Annotated in this window: 12 protein-coding genes and 1 pseudogene; 7 read left to right on the top strand and 6 right to left on the bottom strand. The window is 67.0% G+C overall.

What is annotated here, in order from left to right; translation table 11 throughout:
• Positions 1-25 precede the first annotated feature (25 nt).
• Positions 26-511, bottom strand: a complete 486-nt coding sequence (locus ACM0PY_RS17700) for an Lrp/AsnC family transcriptional regulator (RefSeq protein ID WP_049468471.1) — start codon at positions 509-511, stop codon at positions 26-28.
• A gap of 125 nt (positions 512-636) precedes the next feature.
• On the opposite strand from ACM0PY_RS17700, the gene phhA reads away from it, so the two are divergent.
• Positions 637-1,530: a phenylalanine 4-monooxygenase gene (gene phhA / locus ACM0PY_RS17695; RefSeq protein ID WP_111201591.1), complete on the top strand. Its 894-nt coding sequence runs from the start codon at positions 637-639 to the stop codon at positions 1,528-1,530.
• A 105-nt stretch (positions 1,531-1,635) separates the two neighbouring features.
• Here phhA and ACM0PY_RS17690 read toward each other — a convergent pair whose 3' ends face one another.
• A complete protein-coding gene (locus tag ACM0PY_RS17690) occupies positions 1,636-2,691 on the bottom strand; it encodes a LacI family DNA-binding transcriptional regulator (RefSeq protein WP_111201592.1) in 1,056 nt (351 codons plus the stop codon).
• A gap of 239 nt (positions 2,692-2,930) precedes the next feature.
• Here ACM0PY_RS17690 and ACM0PY_RS17685 point away from each other — a divergent pair, with 239 nt between their 5' ends.
• The 4 genes from ACM0PY_RS17685 (at position 2,931) to ACM0PY_RS17670 (ending at position 5,939) form a co-directional block, all read left to right on the top strand.
• Positions 2,931-3,521, top strand: coding sequence for a cysteine dioxygenase family protein (locus ACM0PY_RS17685; protein WP_111201593.1), 591 nt, complete (start codon positions 2,931-2,933; stop codon positions 3,519-3,521).
• Between the two features lie 111 nt (positions 3,522-3,632).
• Positions 3,633-4,271, top strand: a complete 639-nt coding sequence (gene eda, locus ACM0PY_RS17680) for a bifunctional 4-hydroxy-2-oxoglutarate aldolase/2-dehydro-3-deoxy-phosphogluconate aldolase (protein ID WP_414609406.1) — start codon at positions 3,633-3,635, stop codon at positions 4,269-4,271.
• Positions 4,272-4,367: 96 nt separating this feature from the next.
• Entirely contained in the window at positions 4,368-5,396 is a 1,029-nt protein-coding gene (adhP, locus tag ACM0PY_RS17675; protein WP_061480462.1) for an alcohol dehydrogenase AdhP, read from the top strand.
• 150 nt (positions 5,397-5,546) lie between these two features.
• Positions 5,547-5,939, top strand: a complete 393-nt coding sequence (locus tag ACM0PY_RS17670) for a hypothetical protein (RefSeq protein ID WP_065179065.1) — start codon at positions 5,547-5,549, stop codon at positions 5,937-5,939.
• Positions 5,940-5,950: 11 nt separating this feature from the next.
• Here ACM0PY_RS17670 and ligD read toward each other — a convergent pair.
• The 3 genes and pseudogenes from ligD to ACM0PY_RS17655 all read right to left on the bottom strand — a co-directional run.
• A pseudogene (gene ligD, locus ACM0PY_RS17665) lies at positions 5,951-8,428 on the bottom strand (DNA ligase D); the annotation flags it as partial.
• 3 nt (positions 8,429-8,431) lie between these two features.
• Positions 8,432-9,352 carry a non-homologous end joining protein Ku gene (ku, locus tag ACM0PY_RS17660; protein WP_134972040.1) on the bottom strand — a complete coding sequence of 307 codons (921 nt, stop codon included), beginning with the start codon at positions 9,350-9,352 and terminating at the stop codon, positions 8,432-8,434.
• A 163-nt stretch (positions 9,353-9,515) separates the two neighbouring features.
• A complete protein-coding gene (locus tag ACM0PY_RS17655) occupies positions 9,516-9,914 on the bottom strand; it encodes a hypothetical protein (protein WP_049413394.1) in 399 nt (132 codons plus the stop codon).
• A gap of 145 nt (positions 9,915-10,059) precedes the next feature.
• Between ACM0PY_RS17655 and ACM0PY_RS17650 the strand changes: the two genes are divergently transcribed.
• On the top strand, positions 10,060-10,404 hold the full coding sequence (locus tag ACM0PY_RS17650; RefSeq protein WP_053496719.1) for a hypothetical protein: 345 nt from the start codon (positions 10,060-10,062) through the stop codon (positions 10,402-10,404).
• Positions 10,405-10,483: 79 nt separating this feature from the next.
• Here ACM0PY_RS17650 and ACM0PY_RS17645 read toward each other — a convergent pair whose 3' ends face one another.
• Positions 10,484-12,577 (bottom strand): TonB-dependent receptor family protein, encoded by a 2,094-nt coding sequence (locus ACM0PY_RS17645; protein ID WP_180885160.1) that lies wholly within the window; start codon positions 12,575-12,577, stop codon positions 10,484-10,486.
• Positions 12,578-12,748: 171 nt separating this feature from the next.
• Between ACM0PY_RS17645 and ACM0PY_RS17640 the strand changes: the two genes are divergently transcribed.
• A complete protein-coding gene (locus ACM0PY_RS17640; RefSeq protein ID WP_134972764.1) occupies positions 12,749-13,951 on the top strand; it encodes an amino acid aminotransferase in 1,203 nt (400 codons plus the stop codon).
• Positions 13,952-14,214: the final 263 nt, after the last annotated feature.

Below are 14,214 nucleotides of genomic sequence, written 5' to 3'. Positions count from 1 at the left end.
GCCACCGGGCCCGCCCGTTGGTCGCTCAGGACTCCAGCTGCGACAGCGGCAACGCCTGGAAGCCCTTCACCGTGCGCAGCACGAAGCTGGAATTGGCATCGGCCACGCCGCCGGCGTTGAGCAGCCGGTCCAGCAGGAAGTGCGAGAAATGCTCCAGGTCGCGCACGTAGACGTGCAGCAGGTAGTCCATGTCGCCGGTCAGCGCATGGCAGGCCACCACTTCATCCCAGCCCTGCACGCTGTCCACGAAGTGGCCGATGGCGGCCTGGTCGTGTTTTTCCAGCTGCACGCGCACGAAGGCCTGCAGGCCCAGCCGCAGCTGCCGTGGCTCCAGCCGCGCGCCATAGCCGACGATCACGCCCTCGCTTTCCAGCCGCTGCAACCGCCGCAGGCAGGCCGAAGGCGAGAGATTCACCCGCGCCGCCAGTTCGGCGTTGGTGGCGCGCCCATCCCGCTGGATTTCGGCCAGCAGGCGTATATCCGTGCGATCGAACTGGACTTCTCCGGCCATTGTTGCCCCGCAACATGGTGAGTACGCAAGGATATTGCGCCAACAAGGCCAATCGGCGCAACTTTTGCAACCCTGTTGCGCGTCCCCTGCCCTAGCATCGTGGGTATCCCATCCAGGAGTGCCGCATGGACCTCGCCCAGCCCCGCCGCGTCGAACACCAGCAGACCGACAAGGGCTACGTGCCGGTGTATACCACCGCGCTCGTCGAGCAGCCATGGGACACCTACAGCGCCGACGACCACGCGACTTGGAGCACGCTGTACCAGCGCCAGCGTGAGATGCTGGTCGGCCGTGCCTGCCAGGAGTTCCTGGATGCGCAGGACGAAATGGGCATGAGCGCACACATGATTCCGCGCTTCGACCAGCTCAACGAGGTGCTCGGCGCCGCCACCGGCTGGACCCTGGTCGGGGTTGAAGGCCTGCTGCCGGAACTGGATTTCTTCGACCATCTGGCCAACCGCCGTTTTCCGGTGACCTGGTGGATCCGCCGCCCGGACCAGATCGACTACATCGCCGAACCGGACCTGTTCCACGATCTGTTCGGCCACGTGCCGCTGCTGATGAACCCGGTGTTCGCCGACTACATGGAGGCGTACGGCCGCGGCGGCGTCAAAGCGCATGCGATCGGTCCGGATGCGCTGCAGAACCTGACCCGCCTGTACTGGTACACCGTGGAGTTCGGCCTGATCGACACGCCCGAGGGCCTGCGCATCTACGGTGCCGGCATCGTGTCGTCGAAGGGCGAGTCGCTGTACTCGCTGGAATCGGCCGCGCCCAACCGCATCGGCTTCGACCTGCAGCGGATCATGCGCACGAAGTACCGCATCGACACCTTCCAGAAGACCTACTTCGTCATCGACAGCTTCGAACAGCTGATGCAGGCGACCTCGCCGGACTTCACCCCGATCTACGCGGCACTGGCCAACCAGGCGCATCTGCCGGCCGGTGAAGTGCAGGGCGACGACCGCGTGTTCCAGAAGGGCACCGGCGAAGGCTGGGCCGACGGCGGCGACGTGTAAGCGCACAACGCGCACGGCTTTGCACTGAAAACGGCGCACATGGGTGCGCCGTTTTCGTTGTTGCCTGCCTGCGCCACTGCAGCGACGCAGGCGAGGGCAGGGCACTCAGGCGTCCACGGCCCGGCAGGACCCGCGCACCATCAACTGCGGATGCACGCTGGCGGCGGTCGGTGCGTCGGGCACGTCGGCCTGGACCAGCATGGCGGCGGCGGTGCGGCCGATGTCGGAAACGTGGCGCCGCACCGACGTCAGCGGCGGCCACAGCCGCGATGCCAACGGGCTGTCGTCGTAGCTGACGATCGACAACTGCTGCGGCACCGCGATGCCTGCACGCAATGCCACCTGGTACACGCCTGCGGCGATTTCGTCGTTGCCGGCGAAAATCGCGCTGGGGCGTTGCTCGCCCATCAGCAGCCGTTCGGCGGCATGCACGCCGGACTCGAAGGTGTCGCCCGCTTCCAGCACGCGCTCGCCGGGCAGGGTCAGGCCGACCTGCGCCAGCCGATCAAGGAAACCATGCGTCCGTTCGCGCGCGGCACGCCGGTCACCCGGTCCGGCGATCACCGCAATGTCGCGGTGGCCAAGCGAAAGCAGGTAGCCCGCCGCAGCGGCAGCACCATCGCGGTCATGGGTGACCACGGCATGGTTCTCATCCTCCGAGGCATGCGCGTTGATGCGCACGTAGCGGCAGTCGATGTCATCGAGCATCTGCGCCAGCGCAGCCGATTCGGACGCACGCGGCCCCAGGATCACGCCGTGCAGCTTCTGCTGCTGCACGAAACGGCGCACGCCCTGCGGGCATTCCGGATCCTGGCTGTCGCAGGGGTGCACCACCAGCTCATAGCCAGTGCCGCGCAGCGCGTCCAGCGCGCCGTGCTGCAGGTCGACAATGCATTGGGCACCCGGGTCGTCATACACCAGGCCGATCAGGAAGGAGCGGCGGAATGCCAGCCCGCGCGCGAGAGGATCGGGCACGTAACCGACCTCGCGCATCAACGCCTCGACCTTGTCGCGGGTGTCCTTGCGCACCAGCGGCGAGTTGTTGATGATTCTTGAAACCGTTTTCTTGGAAACTCCCGACAGTCGTGCGATGTCGTTGATCGTGGCAGCCTTGCCCTTCGATGCCGGCAACGCGGCATCGCTAATAGTTCGCACTGACATGTATAGAACCAGGTAAGTCGGAGAATTCTAGCCTTGCGCCCGTCGGGCGCGAAGTTGCGGAATGTCGCAGCGGATCTGAATCGTGTCGTGTTCGACAGGTTCTGCTGCGCAAGGTTCCATTGTGATCGCTCTACTGCTTCTACATCTGAACCGTTCTTCCGCGCGTATTCACCCTGGATGTGGACGCGACGCGCGCGAACGCCAACATTCCCTTAACCATGCTCCGCTACATTCGAGGCATGGACCTGCAGACTTCTCCGTTTCCGTCATTCCGCGGCCGCGACCGGTTGATCGCCGCAGTCGACGCGGCGATGAGCTCCGGTGATCCCGAGCGCATCACGACCGACCTGCAGCTGGCGCTGCAGGAAGCCATAACCGACAGCCGCATCGAGTTGCCCGAATGCGTGCATCGGCCGGTCAGCGATCATTACGCGCGACGTCCGCTGTACCACAGCCGCGAACACGGCTACAGCGTGATTGCCATGAGCTGGGGCCCAGGGCAGGGCACGCCGCTGCACGACCACGATGCCATGTGGTGTGTGGAGGGCGTGTGGTTGGGCGAGCTGGAGATCACCCGCTACGAGCTGCTGGAGTGCGCCGGCGAGCGCTGGCGCTTCCGCCGCCACGCCGCGCTGCGCGGGGGCTGCGGCAGTGCCGGCAGCCTGATCCCCCCGCATGAGTACCACACCCTGCGCAATGCCAGCGATGAGGCACTGGCGATCTCGGTACACGTGTACGAGGCACAGATGGAGCGCTCGGCGGTGTTCGATCCGCTCGGTGGCGACTGGTACCAGCGCCGCATCCAGGCGCTGCAGGCCGACCCGGCCTGAATCCGGCGCGGTGCGGAGCAGGGCACCGTCGCGGTCCGCATGGCATCATGCGCCGCTGCGCTGCCGGCACCGGCAGCATCCGCGATGCCCTGGCGGGCAAGGAGCAAGACGATGTCCAGCGCTGATCCGCGCCTGCGCGCGCTGTTGAAGCTGGCACCGGTGATCCCGGTGTACACCCCCGAAGATGTGAATGAAGCGGTCGAAGTGGCCCAGGCGCTGTTCCGTGGCGGGCTGCCGGTGATCGAGGTGACCCTGCGCACGCCGCAGGCGCTGGATGCGATCAAGGCCATGGTCGAGGCCGTGCCGGACGCGGTGATCGGTGCCGGCACCGTACTCAATGCCGCGCAGATGCAGGCGGCGAAGCAGGCCGGTGCGCGGTTTGCCGTTTCCCCCGGTGCCACGCCGGCACTGTATGCGGCCGCGCGTGATGCCGACCTGCCGTACCTGCCCGGTGCTGCCACCGCTTCGGACCTGATTCAGGGCCTGGAGCACGGCGCGGACACCTTCAAGTTCTTCCCGGCCGGGCAGGCCGGCGGCGCCGCGCTGCTGGCCGCCTGGCACGGCCCGTTCGCCGATGTGCGCTTCTGCCCGACCGGCGGCATCAGCGCGCAGACCGCGCCGCAGTTCCTGCACCTGCCCAACGTGCTGTGCGTGGGCGGTTCGTGGCTGACCACCCCGGCGCTGCTGCAGACCCGCGACTGGGACGCCATCGAGCGCCTGGCCCGCGAGGCCTCGGTGCTGGCCAGCTGAACCTGCTTCGCGGATCTTCAAAGGTTTGATCGTGATCAAAGCGCCGGCCTCGCGCCGGCGTCATTCTGTGGGCAAGCGCACTACGGAGATCCGAACATGAATTCCACCATGAAGGCCGCTGTCGTGCGTGAGTTCGGCAAGCCACTGGTGATCGAGGAAGTCTCGGTACCGCGCCCGGGGGCGGGCGAGGTACTGGTCAAGATCGAGGCTTGTGGTGTCTGCCACACCGACCTGCACGCCGCCGAGGGCGACTGGCCGGTGAAACCGAACCCGCCGTTCATCCCCGGCCACGAGGGCGTGGGGCACGTCGTGGCCGTGGGAGGCGGGGTAGGGCACGTCAAGGAAGGCGACAGGGTCGGCATCCCCTGGTTGTACTCGGCGTGTGGTCATTGCGAACACTGCCTGGGTGGCTGGGAAACGCTGTGCGAGACGCAGCGCAACACCGGCTACTCGGTCAACGGCGGCTTCGCCGAGTACGCACTGGCCGATGCCAACTATGTCGGCCTGCTTCCGAAGGACGTGGGCTTCGTCGAGATCGCGCCAGTGCTGTGCGCCGGCGTGACCGTCTACAAGGGACTGAAGGTCACCGACACCAAGCCCGGTGACTGGGTGGCGATTTCTGGCATCGGTGGCCTGGGCCACATGGCCGTGCAGTACGCCCGCGCGATGGGCCTGAACGTGGCCGCGGTGGACGTGGACGACACCAAGCTGGCACTGGCCCGCCAGCTGGGCGCGCAGGTCACCGTCAACGCGCGCACCACCGACCCGGCCGCGTTCCTCAGGAAGGAAATCGGCGGCGCCCACGGTGCACTGGTCACCGCAGTGTCGCCGAAGGCGTTCGAGCAGGCACTGGGCATGGTGCGCCGTGGCGGCACTGTCTCGCTCAATGGCCTGCCGCCCGGCAACTTCCCGCTGGACATCTTCGGCATGGTGCTCAACGGCATCACCGTGCGCGGCTCGATCGTCGGTACCCGCCTGGACCTGCAGGAATCGCTGCAGTTCGCCGCCGAGGGCAAGGTCGCGGCCACGGTCAGCACCGACCGTCTGGAAAACATCAACGACGTGTTCGCGCGCATGCATGCGGGCACCATCGAAGGCCGCGTGGTGCTCGACTTCGCTGCCTGACCGCCTGTGCATGGCCGCCGTCGCTCCGTCCCCCTCTCCCACGGACGCGGCGGCCATGCCGATTCATCGGATCGGATCCCCTCCACATTTCGGTAGTGCCGGCCGCTGGCCGGCATGCCGGGTTCTCCGCCGCAGCCGTACAATGCGCGCATGCCTGGCGTGCTCAAGACCCTGTTCCTGTCCCTCGTTGCCCTGATCGGCGGTGTGCTGTCGCTTGCGCTGGTCAGCAGCGTCGCCAGCTGGCTGCCACCGTTGCTGGGCCTGTCGCCGGACAACAACAGCGTGCAGCTGGGCTGGGATCTCACCTTCAGCGTGCTCGGTGGCATCGCCGGGGTTTCCTTTGCCACCTATTACGCGCCCTGCTGGCCGCGATCGCACGGCTTCTCGATCTGGTCGCTGGTTGCGCTGGGCTGTGGCTACGCCATGTGGACGGCGGGTGCGGATTTCCCGTTCTGGTTCGTCATTTCACTGCTGGCGTCACTGCCGTTGCAACTGCTGGCCGGCTGGTGGTTCGGCCGTCGTCCCTCGCGCGATCCGCGCTGAGCGTATACAGGTAGTGCCGGCAACGTCTGCTTCAGCCGCGCGATGCCGTGCCAAGGGTCCGCCTTCAGCCGCTTCGCGCGCGCCAGCGCCTTGCCCATGGAAAATGCGTCGGCGGCACTGATACGAGCCAGTTCATCCCAGCGCAGCGGTACTGCCACACCGGCGGAATCGCGCGCACGCAACGACCACGAACACACACTGGTGGCACCCCGCGTATTGCGCAGCCAGTCGATGAAAATGACGCCGCCACGCTTGGCCTTGCTCATTGTGGCCACGTAGCGGTCCGGCGCCCGCTCCGCCATCGCCCGGGCGAACGCCTCACAGAACGCCTTGGCCTGTTCCCAGTCGGCCTTGGGCCGCAGCGGCACCACCACGTGCACGCCCTTGCCACCGGACAGCCGCACGAAACTCTTCAGGCCGACTTCCTGCAGGCGGTCACGGACATCACGCGCAGCGGCTTTCACCTCCGCCCAGCCCACCCCTTCACCGGGATCGAGATCGAACACCAAGCGATCCGGGTGCTCGGGATCGGCCACGGTCGCGCCCCACGGATGCAGCTCCAGTGTGTTCATCTGCACCAGTTGCAGCAGGCCCCGCACATCGTCGATGTAGACGTAGTCCTCGCGGCCGCTCTTCTGCTGCAGGGGCACCGCGTGCACGGCATCCCCCAGGCCGGGGCCATGGTGCTTCTGGAAGAAGCAGTCCTTGCCCACGCCATCCGGGCAGCGCAGCAGTGACAAGGGCCGCCCGGCAATTTCGGGCAGGATCCAGCGCGCCATGCGCTGGTAGTAGTCCGCCACGTCGCCCTTGCTGAGCTTCTGCCTTGGGAACACCACCCGCTCCGGATGGGTTATCTGGACCTCGCCCCCGGCTTCAGCACTCGATACGGCCACTCCCAGGTCCTCCTTCTGCTTGTCGATGCGCAGCCGCTTGAAACTGGACTGGCGCAGCAGGCCTTCCTTGCCCCAGCCACGGAAGGCCACTTCCGCCACCGTCACCGGCTTCACCCAGCGAACGCTGGCGGCGCGGAACGGCACATGCGCCGGCAGCTGCAGCACAGGCGTCTTCACCGCCAACGGCTGCAGCGCCTTGTGCAGCGCGCGCAGGCTCTCGTCGTCGAAGCCGGTGCCGACCCGCCCCACATAGCGCAATCCGCCGTTGTCCGGCGTGGCGAGAAGCAGCGAGCCGAACCCTACCCGGGAGCCCTTCGGTGCCGTGTAGCCGACAATCGCGAACTCGTCGGTGTCTTCATGCTTCACCTTCACCCAGCTGCGTGCACGGGTGTTCACGTAGGGCGCATCCACCTGCTTGCTGACGATACCTTCGAATCCCGCCTTGCCGCTGGCATCGAATACCTGCGGGCCATGGTCGATCACGTGCTCGCTGAAGGCCAGGGTTCCGGGCGTGGGTCCGATGAGATCCTTCAGCAGCGCCTTGCGCTCCAGCAGCGGTGAACGACTGATGTCCACGCCGGCCACACCCGGCAGATCGAACACGATGTAGCGCAACGGTTGCTTCGAACTCCCGTCGATCACACGCTGCAGCGCGGCGAAGTCGCTGCGCCCCTGCTTGTCCAGCACCACCAGCTCGCCGTCCAGGCGCGCATCCCGCACCGGCAGTGCCTGCACGGCCTGTACCACCTCGGGGAAATCACCGGTCCAATCCAGGCCGTTGCGGGAGCGCAGCGTCACCTTGCCTTCGTGCAGATCGGCCAGCAGGCGATAGCCATCCCACTTGATCTCATGCAACCAGCGCGCGCCGTCCGGTGCACTGTCGCGATGATCGGTCAACTGTGGCTTGAAGGCGCGCGGGTAGGGCGTGTCACGCGCGCCGTCCAGGTTCAGCGCTCGCGCATGCCAACGCGCATCGGCCTTGCGGGTCGCCGATCGTGCAGCCGGTGCGGCGCGCGTCGACTTGCCCACCGTGCGCTTGCTCACTGCGGATGTGCGTTTCGGCATGGGGGATTGGAGTAGATCATCTGCTTCGGCATCACGCGCTTCCCCGTCGTCGCGTTTGATCAACAACCACTGTACCTGGCGTCCCTTCATCGCTGTGCGCACCAGCTTCCAGCCGCCAGCCAGGCGTTGCCCATGCAGCACGAAGTCGATCTTTCCCGCTGCCAGTGCCTGCAGTGGATCGCCTTCGCAGGCCCATGTGCCGTGATCGAAGACCTCGACGTGGCCAGCGCCGTAGTGGCCTTCGGGAATATCGCCTTCGAAACCGGCGTAGGACAGCGGATGGTCTTCCACTTCCACGGCCAGCCGCTTGTCACCAACGCGAAGCGAAGGACCCTTCGGCACCGCCCAGCTTTTCAGCACACCGTCCATCTCAAGGCGGAAGTCATAGTGCCGCGAAGTGGCATGGTGCAGCTGTATGACAAAGATCGGCCGCCGCTTCGGATTGCCGTGTGCGGGCGTGTCGTCAGGTTCCGGTGTCTGCCCGAAGCCACCGCCAAGTCGGCGCTTTCGCCGGTACTGGTGCAACGACATGGCTCAACCTGCCTTGCGACGTGCAGCGGTTTTCTTCGCGGCCTTCTTCGTTGCCTTCTTTGCGGCCTTCTTTACCGTCGGCTTGGTGGCTGCTTTCCGCGTTGCCATCTTCTTCGCCGGCGTCCGCTTGTTCGCATCCAGGCTCTTCTGCAGCAGTGCCATGAAATCGACCACGTTGGTGCTGGCGTCCTCACGCGGTGCAGGTTCATCCTCCACCCGGGTGGTACCGCCCTTGGACTTGATGCGCTTGTTCAGCACCTGCTGCAGGCGCTCGCGGAATTCGTCGTGGTACTGCGACGGATCCCAATCACCGGACATCGACTCGATCAACTGCTCGGCCATCGCCGTTTCCTTGCTGCTGATGCGGTAATCGGCGAGCTTTCCGGTGGGCAGCTTGTAATCTTCGGGATCCACCAGTTCCTGCGGATAGCGCAGGATCATCAGCACCAGCGCGTCCGCATGCGGCATCACCGCGCACAGGTATTCGCGGGTACGCACCACCACCCGGGCGATGCCCACCTTGCCGGTACTGCGCAATGTCTCGCGCAGCAGCACGTAGCCCTTTTCGGCCTTCTTGCCGGGCACCAGCAGGTAGGGTTTCTCGTAGTAGCGCGGGTCGATCTGCGCGGCATCCACGAACGATTCCACCTCCACCGCTTCGTGGCTTTCCGGTGCCGCAGACCGGATATCGCCTTCCTCCAGCACGACATAGCTGCCCTTGTCGTACTCGTAGGCTTTGACAATGTCCTTCCATGGCACTTCCTCGCCGGTATCGGCGTTGACCCGCTCGAAGCGGATCGGCTTGCGGTCGCGGGAGTCGAGCATGCGGAACTGCAGATCGACCTTGCGTTCGCCTGACATCAGCGACACCGGCACGTTGAGCAGGCCAAACGACAGCGTGCCGGTCCAGATCGGGCGGGCCATGAGCGTACCTTTGGCGGGGCAGGGCATCCAGCTTCGGATGGGCGGTGTAAACCACCCGTGTCGATACCGTGCACGTGGGTTCTACGGAGAACGGTAGCGCCGGCCGCTGGCCGGCAGAGCTCGCGGCCTGAAGTTTCCTGAGGTTGCCGGCCAGCGGCCGGCACTACTGCAGCAACGGCCTCACCGCCACCGCCGGAATATGATCCAGCGCGCGCCAGGCGTCTTCCACCACCGGCCGTGCCTGCGACCAGCTCAACCGCGACTGCCCGCGCATCTGTTCCCAGTGTTCGGCCAGTTCCTCGCACGTATCCGCGGCGTCACCGCGCGGCCAGTCGGCAGCGTGGGTGGTCAGCGCGAAGGCATAGACCGGGCATAGATCGCGCCAGTTGCGGTGGTTCTGCCCGCGACGCTCTTCGTAGTCGCTGAGCATGTACTGCAGGTAGTCCTGCGCCACCGCCTGCGGATCTTCATGGCGGCGCGTGCGGCGTTGTGCGGTGCGCTGGCCGAGCGGATCGAGCAGGGCGTTGAACACGGACGGTGCGGGTCGTTCAAGACGGGGCATGGCCGGCTCCTGCAGGGGGACGGGTGGGCAGGAATACGCGCGGTGCTGTTACCGGGGGGTGAGCGAGATGTTCATGACGCCGGGTTCGCGGCGGCTTTACCTGTGGCGCGGTGTAGTGGGAGCCCCGAGCGCAGGTAGCCAGACCATGAGCCGAGAGAATTCCCGAGACCCGTTGCGGGAAAACCACCCGCCCATTCCCGGTGAACAGCGCGGCAAGCGCGATGCCGACAATGCCGACTACCGCGGCACCGGTGCACCCTTCTACGACGCCGAGCACGGTGGCGACCATCTGCCGGTGAAGCACGAGGCTGAACAGGCCGCCCAGGACCGCAAGGATGGCGGCGACCGCCATCGCGGCGGCCAGGAAAGCCCGCTCAAGCGTCGCGAACGCAAGCAGCGCGCCAGCGACAACCAGGACGAGGCGCTGGAGGAGACCTTCCCGGCCAGCGACCCGACCTCGCCGTTCGTACCGGCCAAGGCGCCCGACTGACGGGTAGTGCCGGCCGCTGGCCGGCAACCCCCTGACGCCCTGCGCGGCGCGATGCTGGCCAGCGGCCGGCACTACCCAGTCAACGCCAGGACCATTGCAGGCCCACGCTGGCCCGGCGCCCGGGTCCCGGTTCGTAGAAGCGCCCGTTGCCGTCGTTGACGATCACCGAGCCGATGTAGGCCTGGTCCAGCACGTTCTCCAGCCGGGCGAAGGCGCGCAGCTCGCCACCTGGCAGCGTCCAGAGACGACCGGCTTCCAGGTTCAGCAACGCGTAGCCCGGCGCACGTTCGGTGGCCACGTCGTTGACCAAGGTGTCGGTGCTGGCGGCGGCCTCCAGCGCCCACTGCCAGTCGGCCGGGATCCACTGCAGCCGGGCAAACGCCTGCTGGCGCGGTACGCCGGGCAAGCGGCTGCCGGCGGAAACCCAGGTGTTCGAGGTCAGGTACGGCGCACGCACCTGCGCCTGCAGCCAGGTCCAGGCCACCTGCAGTTCCAGCTGTTCTGCCAACGGCTGCCGGTAGCGCAGTTCCACGCCCTGGCGGCGGGTGCGGCCGATGTTGCGATAGGTGCTGCGTCCGCCGATGTTGCTGGCAACTGCCAACTCATCGTTGGTATCTGCGCGGAACAGGCTGATATCGAGCTGGGTTCCGTCCTGTGCATGCCATTTGCTGCCCACCTCCAGGCTGCGGCTGCGCGCCGCCGCCAGATCCAGCGCCAGTCCCGCCTGCCCGTCGGCGCGATACCCCAGTTCGTTGAAGGTGGGCGTCTCGAAGCCACGGCCCACCGCCGCGTGCAGTCGCCACTGCGGGCTGGCCGCGAAGCTGATTCCGGCCACCGGCGTGGTGGCCTGGTAGCGGCGGTGGCCGCTGTCGTCCGGGTTGCGGGCGGTGATGTAGCGATCGTCGGATTCGAAGCGCACGGCGCTGTGACGCACGCCAGCCAGCAATGACCAGCGTGGACTCCACTGCCACCACGCCTGGGCGAACTGATCGACGTTCTGCACGGTGTCGATCTGGTCTCTGCGCAGCCGCCCACGCACGCCGAGAGTGCTGCCGATGAAGTTCTCGTAGCCGGTGCGATGCTGGCGCTGGCGGTCGGCGCTGAGCCCGGCCACCAGATCCAGCGGTCGGCCGGCGAGGTCGCCGCGCCAGCCCCAGCGCGCGTCCAGCCCGCCATAGCCGCCCTCCAGGTCGATCACCCCGCCGGCATGCAACGGGCTGTTGGTCTGAGCTGCCGGCGGGATCGGCAGGTACTGGCGTACCGCGCGCTGGCCGGCATAGCCCACCAGCTGCCAACGCTGCGCCCCGGTTTCACGGGTCCAGCGCAGGCCAGCCTGCTGCTGGCGCACCGATTTACGGGTGTTGTACTGGTGCGCCACGGCGGTGGCCTGGCGCGGATCGGCCGCCACCTGGGCACGGCTCAGGCCCAGCGGGTCCTGCGCATCGGGGGCATCGAAGGCATTGAGCAGCAGCTCCAGCCGCCCCCCGCCGAGATCGCCACCGATACGCGCAGCAAGCGATTCGCGGCGGGCACGGCTGTGGTCGCGCCAGCCATCGGTGCGGAAGTGATTGGCGGCGATGTTGTAATCCAGAACACGGCCGGCACCCTTCAGTTGCGCGCCGACGCTGAGCGTGTTGTCGGCACCCGCGTTGACGCGCAGCCGCCACGGGTCGCCGGCCTGGCCCTGTGCGCTCCAGACCTGCAGCACGCCGCCGGAGGAATTGCCGTACAGCGCCGAGAACGGCCCGCGCAGCACGTCGATCCGTTCGGCACCGAGCAGGCTGGCATGCGACAGCTGGCCCTGTCCGTCGGGCATGGTCGCCGGCACCCCGTCGATCAACACCCGCACCCCACGCACACCGAAGGTCGAGCGCGCACCAAAGCCACGGATCGACAGTTGGGTGTCCTGCGCGAAGTTCTGGCGGTCACGGGCGACCAGGCCCGGGACCCCGGCCAGCGCCTCGGACAGCTGTGCGCCGGCGCCGGGACGCGCGGCGTCGATCCAGACCGTGTCCTGGCTGGCCGGCAGCGCGAACGGGTCGATGCCGGGCACGCGTGCGGCCTGCACCTGCACGCTGGGCAGGGCGGTCGGCGCGGGCTCGGCCAGCGCCGCCCAAGGCGACAACAGCAGGGCAGCGAGCAGCAGGCAATGGCGTCGTGCAGCAGGATTCATGATTCAGGTTGATGGATCAGGCGGCAACGCACGCCATGGTACGGGGCCACAGATGACGATGGCGGCGGCCAGCCCCGGCAGGCTTTGTTACGATGGGTTGTTTCCGGCTGCAAGGCCGCAGACCGCGTAGCGCACTTCCTCCCCCTTTCCGTCTACCGAACGAGTACCGCCGTGTCCTTCTTTGCAAACGTGGAACTGGTCCCAGGCGACCCGATCCTGGGCCTGACCGAGGCGTACAACGCCGACAGCCGCCCGACCAAGGTCAACCTGGGTGTGGGCATCTACTACGACGAGAGCGGCCGCATCCCGCTGCTGCGCGCCGTCAAGCAGATCGAGCAGCAGCTTGCCGCTGACGCCAAACCGCGCGGCTACCTGCCGATCGATGGCCTGCCGGCATACACGCAGGCCACGCGAGAGCTGGTGTTCGGCAAGGACTCGCCGCTGCTGGCCGCCGGCCGCGTCACCACCGCACAGACCGTCGGTGGCAGCGGTGCGCTGCGCGTCGGCGCCGACGTGCTGAAGAAGCTGCTGCCGCACGCCACCGTGGCGCTGAGCAACCCGAGCTGGGAGAACCACCGTGCGGTGTTCAGCGCGGCCGGTTTCGAGGTGCTGGATTACACCTATTTCGACCCGGCCAGCCATGGCGTCGACTTCAACGGCATGCTGGCCGACCTCGGCAAGCTGGAAGCCGGCACCGTAGTGCTGCTGCACGCCTGCTGCCACAACCCCACCGGTGCCGACCTCACGGTCACCCAGTGGAAGCAGGTCGCGCAACTGCTGAAGGACAAGCAGCTGTTCCCCTTCATCGACATGGCCTACCAGGGCTTCGACAAGGGCATCGAGCAGGATGGCGCCGCCGTGCGCATCATCGCCGAAGCCGGCATCGACAGCTTCATCGTCGCCAACTCGTACTCCAAGTCGTTCTCGCTGTATGGCGAGCGCGTGGGTGCGCTGTCGATGGTGGCGCCGACCGCTGCTGACGCCAAGGCCGTGCAGTCGCAGGTCAAGCGTGTGATCCGCACCATCTACTCCAGTCCGTCCACCCACGGTGCCGCGCTGGTGGCCGGCGTGCTGACCAACCCGGAACTGCGCGCGATGTGGGAGCAGGAGCTGACCGAGATGCGCGAGCGCATCCACGCCCTGCGCCAGGGCCTGGTCGAAAAGCTGGCCGCTGCCGGTGCGCCGCAGTTCGGCTTCATCAACGAACAGGCCGGCATGTTCTCCTACTCGGGCCTGAGCCGTGAGCAGGTCGAACGCCTGCGCGACGAGTTCGGCATCTACGCCGTCGGCACCGGCCGCATCTGCGTGGCCGCGCTGAACCGGAACAACCTGGAATACGTCGCCAAGGCCGTGGCCACCGTCGCCAAGGGCTGAAGCAAGGCTGCACGGGTTTGAGAACAAAGGCGCCGAAAGGCGCCTTTGTTTTTGCTTCTGCTTTGCCTCTGCCTTTGCCACACCCTCCGCGCTCGCGGCGAACCCTGAAGCGCAGGGCGAGGTACACCGTGCCCTGTGCCTCCATGAAGGAAGGCGCCACGAGCGCAACGCATCTGGAAACGATTACGCCTTCCCGCGCTCACGCACGCCCCCGCCAGACGGGCGACAATAGGCGTTTTCCCGCTGCCGAGACCTGCCCGCCC

Source organism: Stenotrophomonas sp. BR163 (genome assembly GCF_047520985.2).
Classification (GTDB): Bacteria; Pseudomonadota; Gammaproteobacteria; order Xanthomonadales; family Xanthomonadaceae; genus Stenotrophomonas; species Stenotrophomonas sepilia.
Note: the sequence above shows the minus strand (reverse complement) of the source record. Positions and strands in the feature narration are given on the sequence as shown.